At 69.3% G+C, this 15,644-nt stretch carries 11 protein-coding genes and 1 riboswitch; of the genes, 4 read left to right on the forward strand and 7 right to left on the reverse strand.

Going from position 1 to position 15,644, the window contains the following annotated elements; all coding sequences use genetic code 11:
- Position 1: 1 nt before the first annotated feature.
- Positions 2-1,831: an acyl-CoA dehydrogenase gene (locus ACIBH4_RS38415; RefSeq protein ID WP_362769772.1), complete on the reverse strand. Its 1,830-nt coding sequence runs from the start codon at positions 1,829-1,831 to the stop codon at positions 2-4.
- A gap of 191 nt (positions 1,832-2,022) precedes the next feature.
- On the opposite strand from ACIBH4_RS38415, the gene ACIBH4_RS38420 reads away from it, so the two are divergent.
- From ACIBH4_RS38420 to ACIBH4_RS38430, 3 genes are all read left to right on the forward strand, one after another.
- Positions 2,023-2,808: a class I SAM-dependent methyltransferase gene (locus tag ACIBH4_RS38420; RefSeq protein ID WP_362769770.1), complete on the forward strand. Its 786-nt coding sequence runs from the start codon at positions 2,023-2,025 to the stop codon at positions 2,806-2,808.
- A gap of 21 nt (positions 2,809-2,829) precedes the next feature.
- A riboswitch (guanidine-III (ykkC-III) riboswitch) is annotated at positions 2,830-2,895 on the forward strand.
- Between the two features lie 19 nt (positions 2,896-2,914).
- Entirely contained in the window at positions 2,915-3,238 is a 324-nt protein-coding gene (locus ACIBH4_RS38425) for a multidrug efflux SMR transporter (RefSeq protein WP_362521839.1), read from the forward strand.
- 259 nt (positions 3,239-3,497) lie between these two features.
- Positions 3,498-3,869, forward strand: a complete 372-nt coding sequence (locus ACIBH4_RS38430) for a VOC family protein (protein WP_362521837.1) — start codon at positions 3,498-3,500, stop codon at positions 3,867-3,869.
- A 282-nt stretch (positions 3,870-4,151) separates the two neighbouring features.
- On the opposite strand, the gene ACIBH4_RS38435 is transcribed toward ACIBH4_RS38430, so the two are convergent.
- The 4 genes from ACIBH4_RS38435 to ACIBH4_RS38450 all read right to left on the reverse strand — a co-directional run bounded on the left by ACIBH4_RS38435 (position 4,152) and on the right by ACIBH4_RS38450 (position 9,354).
- On the reverse strand, positions 4,152-4,616 hold the full coding sequence (locus tag ACIBH4_RS38435; RefSeq protein ID WP_362521835.1) for a hypothetical protein: 465 nt from the start codon (positions 4,614-4,616) through the stop codon (positions 4,152-4,154).
- An 86-nt stretch (positions 4,617-4,702) separates the two neighbouring features.
- Positions 4,703-6,721, reverse strand: coding sequence for a molybdopterin oxidoreductase family protein (locus tag ACIBH4_RS38440; protein WP_362769768.1), 2,019 nt, complete (start codon positions 6,719-6,721; stop codon positions 4,703-4,705).
- A gap of 217 nt (positions 6,722-6,938) precedes the next feature.
- Complete coding sequence (locus ACIBH4_RS38445) at positions 6,939-8,780, reverse strand: M28 family metallopeptidase (RefSeq protein ID WP_362769766.1); 1,842 nt, start codon at positions 8,778-8,780, stop codon at positions 6,939-6,941.
- A gap of 136 nt (positions 8,781-8,916) precedes the next feature.
- Entirely contained in the window at positions 8,917-9,354 is a 438-nt protein-coding gene (locus ACIBH4_RS38450; RefSeq protein ID WP_362521829.1) for an RpiB/LacA/LacB family sugar-phosphate isomerase, read from the reverse strand.
- Between the two features lie 73 nt (positions 9,355-9,427).
- Between ACIBH4_RS38450 and ACIBH4_RS38455 the strand changes: the two genes are divergently transcribed.
- Positions 9,428-11,854 (forward strand): lysylphosphatidylglycerol synthase transmembrane domain-containing protein, encoded by a 2,427-nt coding sequence (locus ACIBH4_RS38455; RefSeq protein ID WP_362769764.1) that lies wholly within the window; start codon positions 9,428-9,430, stop codon positions 11,852-11,854.
- 120 nt (positions 11,855-11,974) lie between these two features.
- On the opposite strand, the gene mgrA is transcribed toward ACIBH4_RS38455, so the two are convergent.
- A complete protein-coding gene (mgrA, locus tag ACIBH4_RS38460) occupies positions 11,975-13,003 on the reverse strand; it encodes an L-glyceraldehyde 3-phosphate reductase (protein WP_362769762.1) in 1,029 nt (342 codons plus the stop codon).
- The gene (locus ACIBH4_RS38465) at positions 13,000-15,060 is read right to left on the reverse strand and encodes a S9 family peptidase (protein WP_362769760.1); all 2,061 of its coding nucleotides are present in this window, start codon (positions 15,058-15,060) and stop codon (positions 13,000-13,002) included. The genes mgrA and ACIBH4_RS38465 overlap by 4 nt, the downstream gene beginning before the upstream one ends.
- Positions 15,061-15,644 lie beyond the last annotated feature (584 nt).

Consider the following 15,644-nt stretch of genomic DNA (forward strand, 5'->3'; position numbering starts at 1 on the left):
GTCAGAAGGCCTCTTCCGGCAGTTCCATCAGATCCTGGTCCGTGGCGTCGAGCGTGCGGCGCTCGGCGGCGATGCGGGGCAGGACGGTCTGCGCGAAGAACGAGGCCGCGGAGACCTTGCCGCTGTAGAAGGCGTGGTCGCTCCCCGCGGCGGTCGAGCCGAGCGCGGCCAGGGCCACCTCGGCCTGGCGCAGCAGCAGCCAGCCGATCACCAGGTCGCCCAGGGCGAGCAGGAACCGGGTGGTGTTGAGGCCGACCTTGTAGACCTCCTGCGGGGTCTCCAGCGAGCCGATCGCCCAGCCCGCCATCGTGTCGGCCATCGCCTTGACCTCGTCGGCGGCCTCGTCCAGGAGCTTGCGCCCCTCCTTCAGCCGCCCGTTGCCCGCCTCGGAGGCGGCGAAGGCCTTCACGTCGTCGTACAGCGAGCCGAGGGCGACCCCCTGGTTGCGCAGGACCTTGCGGAAGAACAGGTCCAGGCCCTGGATCGCGGTGGTGCCCTCATACAGGGAGTCGATCTTCGCGTCCCTGATGTACTGCTCGATCGGGTAGTCCTGCAGGTAGCCGGACCCGCCCAGGGTCTGCAGCGAGCGGGCGAGCAGCTCGTACGAGCGCTCGGAGCCGACACCCTTGACCAGCGGGAGCAGCAGGTCGTTCATCGCCTCGGCGTGCTCGTTCCTGCGGCCCTCGTGCTCGGCGATCAGCACGTCGTCCTGGTAGGTGGCGGCGAGCATGACCAGGGCGCGCATGCCCTCGGCGTACGACTTCTGGAGCATCAGCTCCCGGCGTACGTCCGGGTGGTGGGTGATCGTCACGCGCGGGGCCGACTTGTCGGCCATCTGGGTGAGGTCGGCGCCCTGCACCCGCTGCCTGGCGTATTCGAGGGCGTTGAGGTAGCCGGTGGAGAGCGTCGCGATCGCCTTCGAGCCGACCATCATCCGGGCGTGCTCGATGATCATGAACATCTGCTTGATGCCCTCGTGCACCTCGCCGATGAGCGTGCCCACGGCCGGGTGCTCGCCGCCGAAGGTGAGCTCGCAGGTCGTGGAGACCTTGAGGCCCATCTTCTTCTCGACGTTGGTGACGTACACGCCGTTGCGCTCGCCGAGCTCGCCGGTCTCCAGGTCCACGTGGTACTTCGAGACCAGGAACATCGACAGGCCCTTGGTGCCGACGCCGTGCCCCTCGGGGCGGGCGAGCACGAGGTGGAAGATGTTGTCGGACAGGTCGTGCTCGGCGCTGGTGATGAAGCGCTTCACGCCCTCGATGTGCCAGGTGCCGTCGTCCTGACGCACGGCCTTCGCGCGGCCGGCGCCCACGTCGGAGCCGGCGTCCGGCTCGGTGAGGACCATGGTGGCGCCCCACTGCTTCTCGATGGCGAGCTCGGCGTAGCGCCTCTGCTCCTCGGTGCCGATCACGTGGAGCACGTGGGCGAAGGCCGGGCCACTGGAGTACATCCAGATGGCCGGGTTCGAGCCGAGGACCATCTCGGCCAGTGCCCAGCTCACGCTGCTGGGCAGACCGGGGCCGCCGAGCTCGGCGGGGAGACTGAGGTTGGTCCAGCCGGCGTCACGGTAGGCGGCGAAGGACTTCTTGAAGCCCTCCGGCATCGTCACCGTCCCGGTGGCGGGGTCGAACACCGGCGGGGTGCGGTCGCCCTCCTCGAAGGAGTCGGCGAGCACGCCCGTGGCGAGGCGGTTGACCTCGTCGAGCAGGCTCCGCACGACATCCTCGTCCAGATCGGCGTAAAGACCGGTGCCCAGGATGTCCCGGCGTCCGAAGACCTCGAAGAGGTTGAACTCCAGGTCACGGACATTGCTCTTGTAGTGGCCCATGGGGTCTGCTCCTTGAAACCGGGGGATCCGGAACTTTCCATACTCGTCAGTAACGTTACCTGTAATGCTACCCGTGGGTAACCCCTAGAAAACACCCTTGACTGGGACGTTCATCACGCCGCCGTACTGCTGGAACGACGCTCAGGCGGTGCCGATCGACGGGGAGGGGAGAGCTCTTCTAGGCTCTTCCCATGGACGATCAGTGGCGGGCCGACCTCGGGATGTGGAGCATTCCCGAGGAGATCGCGGCGAGGGCGCCGGCCGATCCCTGGGGTCACTCTCCCGCCAGGTTCGCCGAGCGCACCGACCTCGCCCTCGCGGCCCCCGAGGGACCCACCCTGGCGCGGATCGCCGAGGCGCTCCCACCCGGCGGGAGCGTGCTGGACGTCGGCGCGGGGACCGGGGCCGCCTCCCTGCCGCTGGGCCGGGACCTGGGGCGGCTGATCGCGGTCGACACCTCGGAGGCGATGCTCGCCGAACTGGCCGTCAGGGCCGAGGTGCTCGGCGTTCCCGCCCTCGTCGTCAACGGCCGTTGGCCCGACGTGGCGGCGCGGACACCGGTGGCGGACGTCGCGGTCTGTGCCCACGTCGTCTACAACGTGCCCGAACTGGCGGGGTTCCTCGCCGAGCTCACCCGCCACGCCCGCGTCCGGGTCGTCCTGGAGCTCACCGGGCGGCACCCGATGAGCTGGCTCAACCCCCTCTGGCAGCACTTCCACGGCATCACCCGCCCCAGCGGGCCCACGGCCCGCGACGTGATCGCCATCGCGGAAGGGCTCGGCCACGAGGTTCACCACGAGCGGCGCGTGGCCCCGCTGCCCCGCTTCACCCGCCTGGAAGACCTCGCCGAGAGCGCCTGCCGCAGGCTCTGCCTCGGGCGGGAGCGGGCGAACGAGGTCATCGCGGCGGTGGTCGAGCTGGACATGTGGCCGGTGCCCCGCGACCAGTGGTTCACAATCTGGTGGGAATCAAAGTGAGGTTCGGCTATGTTCCACTGTCACAACGCTCAAAAGGAGCGTTTCCGGACGAGACGCGCCGTACCCGGTAGGCAAAGACGACGCTCCTGATCAAGGAGGAGTTGTCATGGCCTGGATCTTCATCGTGGTCGCCGGTCTCTTCGAAGTCGCGATGGCGTACTCACTCAAGTTGAGCAACGGATTCTCCGTGCCGCTGCCGAGCGTCGGCTTCCTGGTCTTCGGGGCGTTCAGCTTCGGCCTGCTCGCCCTGGGTCTGAAGAGCCTGGAGGTCGGTACGGCCTACGCCGTCTGGACGGGTATCGGAGCCGTCGGCACCGCCACGCTCGGCATCGTCGCCCTCGGCGAGGACGCGTCGGCCCTCAAGATCGCCTCGATCCTGCTCATCGTCGCGGGCGTCGTCGGGCTCAACCTCGCCGCCGGCGGCCACTGACCGCGTACCCGGACGTCCCGGCGGGCTGTACGCGTACATCCGGCGCCACGCTCCGTACGCTCGGCAACCCGACCGGTACGTCCGGCCATTCGACCGGCGAGAACCGAGACGCGTACGTCCGGCGACGCGTCCGGCGCACCCGGCGACGCGTCCGGCGAGAACCGAAACGCGTAGGTTCGACGGCGTGACCCGCCGCAACCGAATCGGGCTATCCGGAAACCGGCTTGACGGCTTTGGTGGTGTCGGGTTGGGTGGAGCGATGATTGACGTTCACTGCGTGACCTTCGACTGCGCCCAGCCGTACGAGCTGGCGACCTTCTGGCGCGACGCCACCGGTGGAAAGCTCCACCCGGATACGGAGAAGAACGACGACGAGGTCCTTCTCCAGGGAGACAGGGTCGACCTGCTGTTCATCAAGGTCCCCGAGGACAAGGCGGTCAAGAACCGCGTCCACCTGGACCTCACCGGCTCCGCGGGCACCACCCGCGACGAGGAGGTCGAGCGTCTGGCCGGGCTCGGCGCCACGATCTCCGAGGACCATCGCGACCCCGAAGGCGGCGGCTGGGTCACGATGCTCGACCCAGAGGGCAACGAGTTCTGCGTCTGCCGCGCCGAGCACGAGAGGGTCTAGCGTCCCCGGACGCCCTTGGCCCGGTCACGCGGAAAGGCTCAGCCGGGCCGCGAGACCGGGCGACACGCACGCCCAGGCCGCTCGCTGGGTCCTGGACGCCCACCGGGAGCCTGGACGTCCACCGGGGTTTCTGAACCCACTGGGAGCCTGGACGTCTACCGGAGACCCTGAACCCACTGGGAGCCCGGACGTCCACCGGAGGCCTTGGGCACTCGCCGGGACCTTGAACGCTCGCCGGGAGCCAGACGGTCGCCCAGGATCCGGACGGCCGGGCCGCGGGGTTCAGCGGCCACCGGGGAGCGAGGTCTGGCCACGTCCCTTGAGCGTGAGGGCGACGATCGCCGTGATCAGATAGACCACGACACCCCCCTGGAGCGCGTCCAGCGCCGCCCCGAACACACCCTCACGGTCGAGGACGAGCTGCACCGGATACAGCAGGATCGCGGAGCCGAGCGCGGGATAGAGGGAGAACCTCCAGGGGTGGCGCAGCGCCCAGAGCCGGGCCTGCCGGGTGACCCGGTCGCCGACGTCGGGCTTGCTGATCGCGCCGATGGCCGCGATGAGCGAGAACAGGCCGATACCGACCGCCATCGCCCACGTAAGATCCAGATCCCCGGTGAGCAGGTCCAGCCCCAGGCTGACCGCCGCCACCGCGCCGCCGGTCACCGCCGCGGCCTTCCAGGGAGCACCGCGCAGCGCCGCTCCGGCGAGGGACATCTCGTCACGTCGAGTCAGTTCGTCGTTCATGCCTCCAGGGTGCCCCTCGCCTCCCCTTGCCCACATCGGGGAGTAACCCTGACTCGTCCCCGGAGTCGTCCCCCTGGGACCGCCGGTCATTCCGTGGTGGCGCAGGGGGCGAGTTCGACCAGATTGTCGTGGTAGACCGCGCCCCGGCCCATGTCGGCGTCACGGGCGGCCACCACGGCGTTCGCCGTCGCGCCCCCCGGGCTGAGCTTGCGCCAGTGTCCCTTGGCGGACGCGACCACGCCGGGCCGTACCCTCTCGGTGATCTCGACCACGGCCTCGAACTCGCCCTCGTCGTTGAACACCCGCGCTCGCTGCCCCTCGCTCAACCCTCTCCGCGAGGCGTCCTCGGGGTTGACCAGGACGCGCGGGCCCTTCGAGCGCCTCAGCAGCTCGGGGTTGTTGCCGAAGGTGGTGTTCAGGAAGGTGTGGGAGGCGGGCGTGATGAGCGCGAGCGGGTACGGCCCCGGCGTGGCCGAGGCCGTGTGCGGGGGGACGTAGGCCGGTCCCGAGCCGAACTCCATCCGGCCCGAGGGCGTCGGGAAGCCGTCGGTGAACGGCACGAACGGCCGGGGGACGTTGAGGCGGACCCAGCCCTCCTTGCGCAGCCGGTCGAGGGTGATCCCCTCCAAGGACGGGTGCCCCGAGGTGAGCAGCTCCTCGGCCAGCTCCAGGTCGGAGTCGTACAGGGACGGCTCGGTGAGCCCCATGTGCCGCGCCAGGCGGCGGAACGTCTCGGTGGTGGACAGGCACTCGCCGGGCGGCTCGACGGCGGGCTCGTTCCACATCAGGTACATGTGCCCATAGCCCGCGTGCAGGTCGGCGTGCTCGATCTGCATGGTGGCGGGAAGGACGATGTCGGCGTAGTCGACGGTGTCGGTCGGGAACTGCTCCATCACGACGGTGAACAGGTCCTCGCGCAGCAGCCTCTCGCGGATCCGGTTCTGGCCGGAGGTGGAGCCCATCGGGTTGGCCGCGTACACCCACAGGCACTTGACCGACTCGTCCAGCTCGTCGGCGAGCCGCGTCATCGTGAGCGTGCGGACAGGGCCGGGGAGCAGGTCGTCGCGGGTGTCGATGTTCAGGTGGATGTGCCCGCTGGTGGAGTACACGATCCCGCCGCCCGGGTGGCGCCAGTCGCCCGTCACGCCGGGGATGGAGGCGATCGTGCGCATCGCGGTGCCGCCGCCCGCGTGCCGCTGCATGCCCATGGTGGCCCGGATCCCGGTGGGCCGCGTACGCGCCAGACGCGTCCCCAGGGCCCGGATGTCGGCCTCGGGCAGCCCGGTGATCTCCGCCACGCGCGCCGGAGGGTGGCGCAGGATCTCCTCGCGGAGGTTCTCCCAGCCGTTCGTGTGGTTCTCCAGGTAGTCGCGGTCCTCGGCACCCTCGGCGAGGACGACGTTCATCAGCCCCAGGGCGAGGGCGGCGTCGGTGCCCGGCCGGATCGGCAGGTGCTCGTCGGCCTGCTCGGCGGTGCGGGTGCGGATCGGGTCGATCGCCACCAGGTGCGCCCCGGCCGCGCGGGCGTCCTGGATGAATTTCCACAGGTGGTGCCCGGTCGTCAGCGTGTTCGTTCCCCACAGCAGGATGAGCCTGGACAGTGCGAACGTCTCGGGATCCATGCCGCCCGGCGTGCCGTAGACCTGCCGCAGCCCGAAGTTTCCTGCCGAGGAGCAGATGTTCAGGAAGTGCTTCGACGCCCCGAGGACGTTCCAGAACCGCCTCCCGGCGATCCCCTCCGACCCCTGGACGTATCCCAGCGTTCCGGTGCCCACGTAGGGCCAGATCGCCTCGCCGCCGTGCTCGTCGACGATGCCGCGCAGCCGTCCGGAGATCTCCTCCAGGGCCTCGTCCCAGCTGATCCGCTGGAATCGGCCGGACCCCTTGGGACCGACCCGCCGCATCGGGTGCAGGATGCGGTCGGCCGCCCTGGTGTGCTCCAGGTAGCGGTTCACCTTCACACAGAGCGCACCCCGGGTGTACGGATGGTCCGGGTTGCCGCGCATCTTGACGGCACTGCCGTCCTGGACGGTCACCACCCAGGAGCAGGTGTCCGGGCAGTCCAGCGGGCACGCCCCCAGCACTCGCAATTCGCCTGACGACATGCCCCGACTTTAACCGTGCCCCCCACGTGGGGGCACGCAGGATCGGTCCGACGGTCGCCATGGCCGGATCGAGCCGTGCCCTCTTCCGCGTCCCGCGTCCAGGGGCCCGCATCTCCGCGCTCCGCCCGGCACCCCGCGCCCCGGCTCCTCCGTATCCCGCCGTATCCCGTGTCCGGCACCCCGCACCCGCGTGGCCGTACGCCACGCGACCCCCGTGTTACCTGAGGAGGCCGCCGTGCTCGTGGTCGTGGCCGGATTCCAGGCCGCCCGCGCCGGTGCCCGGCCTGCCGGGGACGACGGCCCCCTTGCCTGGCACGCCGGGCACCCCGGAGCCCTTGGAACCCCTGGAGCCCCTGGAATCACCGGCATTCGGCGGGCTGTTGGGAGCGTGGGGGAGGTCCTCGGCGTACCCGTAGGTGAACGCCGACGCCGCGATCGCGCCGCTGTTCACCAACAGGGCCTTGTCGTTGATGTTGGCGATGGTGTCGCACGCCTGGTGGTAGCACTTGTCGTACGCGACCCCGGCGGTGCCGCCGAACTTTTTGGCCTCCTCGGTGCTCTTGAGGCCCTCCGCGCCGGTGAACAGGCCGCCGGCGGGGATGCCGATCCCGATGAAGGGGCCGTAGTCGGATCGGCCGCTGAAATCGGCGTCCTGGTACGGCTCGCCCACCGCCTCGAAGTACGCCTGCAAGAGCTTCTCGATCTGGCCGGAGCCGGGAGGAGGGGTCGCGCTGATCACGTTGCCTGACGAGTCGCCGTCGTAGATCCCGAAAACGTAGTTCGGTGAGGCGATCATGTCGAAGTTCAGGTAGAGCTTGACCTTCGCCCGCTCCGCGGGGGGCAGGGCGGACACGTAGTACTTCGACCCGAGCAGGCCCAGCTCCTCGGCGCCCCAGAAGGCGAAGCGCAGCCTGTTCTTCGTCCGCAGCGACTTCGCCGCCAGCGCCGTCTCCAGGATGCCGGCGGTGCCCGAGCCGTTGTCGTTGACGCCGGGGCCCATCATGACGCTGTCCAGGTGGGCGCCGAGCATGACGACTCTGTCGGGGTCCCCCCAGGGGCTCTCGGCGATGAGGTTGCGTGTCCTGCGGTCGGGGGCGATCTCGGTCTGCACGACGAGTGCCACCGTCGTTCCCCGGGCAGCCAGCTGCTCACCGGTCGCGAAGTCGGCGCTGACGACCGGGATGCGCACGGTGGAGGTGTTGATCGAGCCACCGAACAGGGCCTTGTGGTTGTCGGCTCCCTCACCTGCCCTGCCGTCGTTGAAGATGATCACACCGGACGCGCCGGCGGCCTCGGCCCGTTCCGCCTTGGCCTGGAAGCTGCAGGTGCCGCGCTGGATCAGCGCGACGTTGCCCCGGACGAATCTGGAGAAGTCGCCCGCCTCGCACCCCGAGGTGGATTCCTGTCCCTTCCTCGGCGGCAGGACCAGGTCGACCGCCTGCACCGGGGCCGTCACCTCCCCCGAGCCGGAGTACGTCATGGTCCTGAAGTCGGTGCCGGGCACGTACCTCTTGGCCAGGGGCCGTGTCCGCTTGAGCACGGGTGTGGTGACCTCGCGGAAAAAGGAGATCTTGAACTCCTGCGAGGTGAGCCGGTATCCGGCCTCGCGGAGCTTGTCCGCGACGTAGGCGAGCGAGGCGGCGTAGCCGGGTGTGGCCGCCGCCCGGGTGCCGCCGTTGGCGTCGGCGATGCTCTGGAGCCTTTCCAGGTGCCCCCTGAGGGCGGCGAGTTTGATCGACGCCCCGAACGCCTTCGCCTCCGGCGGCAGAGGGCTTCCGGCCGGCGGCGCGGAGTCGCCGCCCCCGGAAACAGGTGCCGCGCCGGCCGAGATGACGGACCCGGCGGCTCTCCCGGAGTCGTCGCCTCCCGCGAGGGGTGCCGCGTCGGCCACGACGGGTCCCGAGCCTCCTGTGACGGCTGCGGAGCCCTTTGTGAAGGGTGCCGGGCCTCCCACGATGGCTGCCGGGCCTCCCGTGACGGGTGCCGCGTCGGCCGGGGCGGGGGTCGCGGCGGACACCGCGGCCAGGGACAGGACCGAGACCATGGTGATCGCGGTCATCAACTTCCTGGGGACGACGGAAGGGGCTTCCCGCCCCTCGGACGCGACTCGGCGGGACGCGAGCGGGTGACGGAACATGTTGTTCAGCCTTCCAGTCCTTCACCCATCGAATTGATTGTTCTCGCAGGTAGAACGGTCAATTCTCCATCTGTGACAGGTACGCTGTGTTCGCCCGGTCTCCCTCGTCGAGGCTGGGACTCCCCGCGAACCAGGCGTCCAGGATCTCCCCGAGCAGGGGGGCGGAGATCAACCGGAGGCTGATCGCCAGCACGTTGGCGTCGTTCCAGCGACGTGCCCCGTCCGCCGTGACCGCGTCCGCGCACAGCGCGGCCCGTACGCCGGGCACCTTGTTCGCCGCGATCGACGCGCCCGTCCCGGTCCAGCAGCACACGATCGCCTGATCGGCCGCCCCCGAGGCCACGTCTCCGGCGGCACGCGCACAGCACCACGCCCAGTCGGCCCGCTCGTCGGCCAGGGCGCCGTGAGGTATCACCATGTGGCCTCGTTTTTCGATTTCGGAGACCAAGATGGAGGCCACACCGTCAAGACTGTCAGAGGCGACCGAGATACGCATGACTCTGATTGTGAACACTCAACGAGAAGATCGGTGACGCACCTGTAATGCGGAACATGCAGAATCGCAGGCGGTGACGGAAATCAAGGAACTGGACGAAACGGCGTCCGTCGACGGCACACGGCCGCCGACAGACGGCGATCTCGCCGTGCACGTCGTCGAGCCGCTGCTCCCGCAGCGGATCCGCCGCCCCTCCGACCTGCTGCGGTTCCTGGCGACCCTGCTTGTGCTCACGGCCGTGGTCCTGCTCGCCCTCGTCGCCAAGAAGACCCTGAACGGCCTGGAGGGCGACGTCGCCGACGGCACCAGCCGGGCACCGTTCCTGCTCAGCGGTCTGGCCGGGGTGCTGAGCGCGTCGGCCATGCTCGGCGTGCCCGTCGCCTTCGCCATCGAGAGAGTGCTCCACCGCGACGGCCTCAGGGTGGCCGAGGGGCTCTTCGCGGCGATCGCCGCGATGGTGTTCTCCTTCGCGCTCGGCGAGTGGATCCTCAAGGCCGGTCCCGAGGACCTGCGGGTCCTGCTGACCGGTGGGCGGGCCGGGGTCGAGCCGATCAACACCCTGCTCACCCCGATCATCGCCTACGTCACCGCGGTGCGAATATCCCGCCGCCCCACCTGGCGGGCGGCCCTGTGGAGCGCGGTCGCGCTCAACGCCGTCGCCCTGTTCGCAGGGCTCGCCGCGACGATCCTCGGCATCGTCGTCTCCATCCTGATCGGGCTGGCCGTCGGCTACGCCACCCTGTACGGCGTGGGCAGCCCCAACACCCGCCCCCCGGGCAGCACGGTCGTCACGGCGCTCCGCAAGCTGGGTTTCGTCCCCGTCAAGGCCCGCAGGCTCGACGACGACCACCAGAGCAGCCGCCGCTACGCCGTCGACCTCAGGGACGGCAGCCGCCTCGACGTCACCGTCCTCGACCGTGACCGTCAGGTCGCCGGCGTGCTCTACCGCCTCTGGCGGCGCATGCGCCTCAACACCGAGACCCGCCGCAAGGCCATCCGCTCGCTCCGCGCCGAGCTGGAGCGCGAGGCCCTCATGGCGTACGCCGCGCAGGCGGCCGGAGCGAGCACCCCCAGGCTCGTCGCCACCAGCGAGATCGGCAGCGAGGCCGCCCTGCTCGCCTACGAGCACGTTCCCACCCGCGCGCTCGACAGCATCCCCGACAACGAGATCGACGACAACCTGCTCGCCCAGATCTGGGAGCAGGTCCTGCTGCTGCAGGTCCAGCGGCTCGCCCACCGGAGACTGACCGGCGACAGCATCCACGTCGACGGCGACGGCCGGGTCGTCCTGATGGACGCCCGCAGCGGCGAGATCGCCGCCGGTGACCTGCTGCTCCGTCTCGACGTCGCCCAGCTGCTCACCTACCTCAGCCTGCGCGTCGGTGCCCAGCGGGCGGTCGCCGCCGCCGCGGCCGTGGCGGGGTCCGGCGTGCTCGCCGACGCGCTCCCCCTGCTCCAGCGGATCGCGCTGACCCGCGAGACCAGGGCCGCGCTCACCAGGAACAAGGAGCTGCTCACCGAGATCCGCGACCGGATCGTCGAGCTCAAGCCGAAGGTCGAGGCCGAGGAGGTGCGCCTGGAGCGCTTCCGTCCCCGGACCCTGATCACCATCATCGGCACCGCGTTCGCCGCGTACTTCCTGGTCTACTACCTGACCCAGATCAACCTCAACATGATCACGTCGGCCAAGTGGAGCTGGACCGGAGTGGCGCTGGCCGGGGCGATGCTGAGCTACGTCGCCGCCGCCCTCATGCTGAGGGGGTTCGTCCCGGAGAAGCTGCCCCTCGGCCGTACCGTTCTCGCCCAGTTCGCCGGGTCGTTCGTCAAGCTCGTCGCGCCCGCCGCGGTGAGCGGGGTCGCGGTCAACACCCGCTACCTGCAAAAACGAGGTATCCCTCCGGGGCAGGCGGTGGCCAGCGTAGGGGCCTCCCAGCTCATCGGGCTCGCCTTCCACGTCGCCCTGCTGCTGCTTTTCGCCTACATCACCGGTTCCAACACCGCCTCGTCGTTCACCCCGTCGCGCACGCTCGTGATCACGCTGCTCGCCGTGGCCGTACTGACCCTGGTCGCGGTGAGTGTCCCGCGCCTGCGCCGACTGATCACCGCACGGCTCCGCTCACTGTTCTCCGGCGTCGTCCCGCGTCTGCTCGACATCCTCCAGTCACCCCAGAAGATCATCGAGGGCTTCGGCGGCACCCTGATGCTCACCCTGTCCTTCGTGATGTGCCTGGACGCCTGTGTCCGCGCCTTCGGGGGTTCCATCAACTTCGCCGCCGTCGCCATCGTCTTCCTCGCGGGCAACGCCATCGGCTCGGCCGCCCCGACCCCCGGCGGGCTCGGAGCCGTCGAGTTCTCTCTCACGGCCGGCCTCACCCTGGCGGGCGTACCACGCGAGGTGGCGGCCCCGGCCGTGCTGCTGTTCCGGTTGCTCACCTTCTGGTTGCCGGTCCTGCCCGGCTGGGCCTCGTTCACGTACCTGCAGCGACACGAGGCGCTCTGACCCGCTCCGCGTTCGTCTCGGGCTTCTGTAACGGCTTTCGAGGACGGTTCGGACAGGCGGAGGCCGCCGGTCACCTGGACCGGCGGCCTCCTCGGAAACGCGCGGACGGGCGGGGTGGGGTCAGGCCTCGCTGGATCTGGCCCAGATGTTGATGCCCGCGTCGACCGCGTCCTTGTCGATCGTCTCCAGCTCCCTGTCGTCGAACGACAGGTTCTCCACCGCGGAGAGACTGTTCTCCAGCTGCTCGACGCTGCTCGCGCCGATCAGCACCGAGGTGACGCGCTTGTCGCGCAGCGCCCACGCCAGCGCCATCTGCGCCAGCGACTGACCGCGCCGGCTCGCGATCTCGTTCAGGATGCGGATGTGCCGCATCGTCTCGTCGGTGAGCATCTCCGGGGTGAGGAAGCGCCCCTGCGAGGCTCGCGACCCCTCGGGGATCCCGTTCAGGTAGCGGTCGGTCAGCATGCCCTGCGCCAGCGGCGAGAACGCGATGCAGCCCACGCCCTCCTCCTCCAGGACGTCGAGCAGCCCGCCCTCGATCCACCGGTTCAACATCGAGTACGAGGGCTGGTGGATCAGTAGCGGCGTGCCCATCTCCCGCAGGATCCGCGCCGCCTCCTTGGTGTGCTCGGGCGAGTAGGACGAGATGCCCGCGTACAGCGCCCTGCCCGACCGGACCGCGTGGTCCAGCGCGCCCATCGTCTCCTCAAGCGGGGTGTCCGGGTCGAACCGGTGGCTGTAGAAGATGTCGACGTAGTCGATCCCCATCCGCTCCAGCGACCGGTCCAGGCTGGACAGCAGATACTTGCGCGAGCCCCACTCGCCGTACGGACCCGGCCACATGTCGTAGCCCGCCTTGGTGGAGATGACCAGCTCGTCCCGGTACGGGGAGAAGTCCTCGCGGAAGTGCCGCCCGAAGTTGGTCTCCGCGCTCCCGGGCGGCGGGCCGTAGTTGTTGGCCAGATCGAAGTGGGTCACACCCAGGTCGAAGGCCCTCCTGAGGATGTCCCGCTGGACCTCGAAGGACTTGTCGTCGCCGAAGTTGTGCCAGAGCCCCAGGGAGACGGCGGGCAGCTTGAGCCCGCTCTTGCCGACCCTGTTGTACGGCTGACGGTCGTCGTACCTGTCGTTCGCCGCGATGTACGTCACTGGGCCACCTTTGCCGTGTCGAGGATCCAGGAGAGGGTGAAGGCCTCCTCGCGCCAGGAGTCGTACCTGCCGCTGCGGCCGCCGTGTCCGGCGCCCATCTCCGTCTTGAGCAGGAACGGCCCGCCACGCGCCACCTCGCGGAGCTTCGCGATCCACTTGGCGGGCTCGTGGTAGAAGACCCGGGTGTCGTTGAGGCTGGTGATCGCGAGGATCGGCGGATACACCCGGCCGTCCACGTTCTCGTAGGGCGTGTACGACTTCATGTACGCGTACACCTCGGGGTCGTGCAGCGGGTCGCCCCACTCGTCCCACTCGATCACGGTCAGTGGCAGCGACGGGTCGAGGATCGTGTTCAGCGCGTCCACGAACGGCACCTCCGCCACCACGCCCGCGAAGGTCTCCGGTGCGAGGTTGGCGACCGCGCCCATCAGCAGCCCGCCCGCGGAGCCACCCCTCGCGATGATCGCGCTCGACCAGCCGGAGGCGGAGAGGTGCTCGGCGGCGGCGACGAAGTCGGTGAACGTGTTCTTCTTCCGCTGGAACTTGCCGTTCTCGTACCAGTGACGGCCCATCTCACCGCCGCCCCTGATGTGCGCGACGGCGAAGACGAAGCCCCGGTCGAGCAGGCTGAGTCTCGCGACGGAGAACGAGGGGTCGATCGAGATCTCGTAGCTTCCGTAGCCGTACAGCACGGTGGGGGCGGGGCGCTCCGTGCCCTTTTTGACGACGATCGAGATCGGCACACGGGTGCCGTCCGAGGCGGTCGCCCACTCGCGGAACTGCTCGTAGTCGGCCGGGTCGTAACCGCCGAGCACCACCTTCTGCTTGAGCAGGAGCAGCTCGCCCGCGCCCAGGTCGTAGTCGTAGACCGACGGCGGGGTGATCATGCTGGTGTAGCCGAGCCGCAGCCGTCCCGTGACGAACTCCGGGTTGCCGGAAGGGGCGACGTCGTAGATCGGCTCGGGGAAGGGGATCTCGTAGGCCTCCCCGCCGCGGGGCAGGATGCGGATGCCGGTGAGGCCGTCCCTGCGGAAGTGCACGACGGTGTGGCCCTCGAAGGCGTCGACGTCGAGCAGCCGGGTGTCGGCGCGGTGCTCGATGAGCGGCGTCCAGTCGCCGGGGGCGTCGAGGGGCGCGGTGGCCAGCTCGAAGTTCTCCGCGTTCCGGTTGTGCAGGACCAGGAAATGGTCACCCGCGTGGTCGACGCCGTACTCGACACCGGTCTCCCGGGGCCTGACGACACGGAACTCACCGGAGGGGTTGTCGGCCTCCAGGATGCGCACCTCGCTGGTGATCTTGCTTCCGGCGGAGAGGACCAGGTAGCGCTCGCTGCGGCTGAGCCCGATGCCGACCCAGAACCGCTCGTCGGACTCCTCGTGGACGAGCACGTCGTCCTCGGCCGGGCTTCCGATCGTGTGCCGGTGGACCTGGTTGGGCCGCCATGCTTCGTCGACCGTCGTGTAGAAGAACGTCGTGCCGTCGGCGGACCAGGCGCCGCCGTAGAAGATGCCGGGAATCTCGTCGGGGAGGGTCTCGCCGGTGGCGAGGTTCTTCACCTTCAGGGTGAAGCGCTCGTCGCCGGTGAAGTTGGTCGAGTAGGCCAGCAGGGTGCCGTCGGGGCTGACCGAGCTGGTACCGATCGAGAAGAAGTCGGAGTCTCCGGCGAGCTCGTTGCCGTCGAGCATGACCTCCTCGCCGGGAAGCGACTCCCCGGCCTTCAGCTCGGGCGGCGTCTCGCCGTCCGCGGCCACCCGGCACTGGATGCCGTACTGCTTGCCCTCCTCCGTCCGCGAGTAGTACCACCAGCCGCCCTTGCGGGTGGGAACCGAGAGATCGGTCTCCAGGGTGCGTGCCTTGATCTCCTGGAAGAGCGTCTCCCTCAGGGGCTTGAGGTGGGCGGTCGCCTCCTGCGTGTAGGCGTTCTCCGCCTCCAGGTAGGCGACCACCTCCGGGTCGTCCTTGACCGTCAGCCACGCGTAGTCATCGACCACGGTGTCCCCGTGGTGCACGCGCTCGCTGGGAACCTTCTTCGCCGTCGGCGGCGTCTGGCTGCTCACTCGGCCGAGTCTATGTTTCCGCCGGTGCCTGTTCGGGGGTACCCGCTCGGTCGTCTCGCTTCGTCTCACCTGACGTCGCGGGTCTCCCTTGGCCCTGCCTGTCTCGCCGGGTCTCCTTTGGTCGGTCCGTCCCCGTGGGCGTGCTCGGCTCGGCGGCCTCGGCCCCTGGCTCTCTGGCTCGCCGGCTCCTCCCGGCTCGGGGGAGTCCGGGGAATACGACCGCGAGGTTCGTCGTTGTGTCCTGAGCGGTCCGCGAGGGCTGCTAATCTTTTGGTGTCGGCGAGGTCCGGCGCAAACCACTCCAATCACTCCGGTGACTTCCGTATGGCTTGTGTCGTGTTTGTCGACAATCCCTTTGAAGCCAAAGGCCTCGAAGATCGGTTCGCAGAGCCGCTCGGAGGCTGGTAAGTTTGAGGGGTTGCTCTGGAAACGGAGCTGCCTGAATTCCATCAGGATCTGCCAGATCGAATCAACCGGATTAAAACGAGCCGGTTTGACACGAAAAAGCGGGCCTGAAAGAATAAAGGCACAACGAAAGAACAGAATAAAACGAACGCCCCGGAGTTCTGCCGGACCGGTTGGTC

The organism is Streptosporangium sp. NPDC050284 (assembly GCF_044459525.1).
GTDB lineage: Bacteria > Actinomycetota > Actinomycetes > Streptosporangiales > Streptosporangiaceae > Streptosporangium.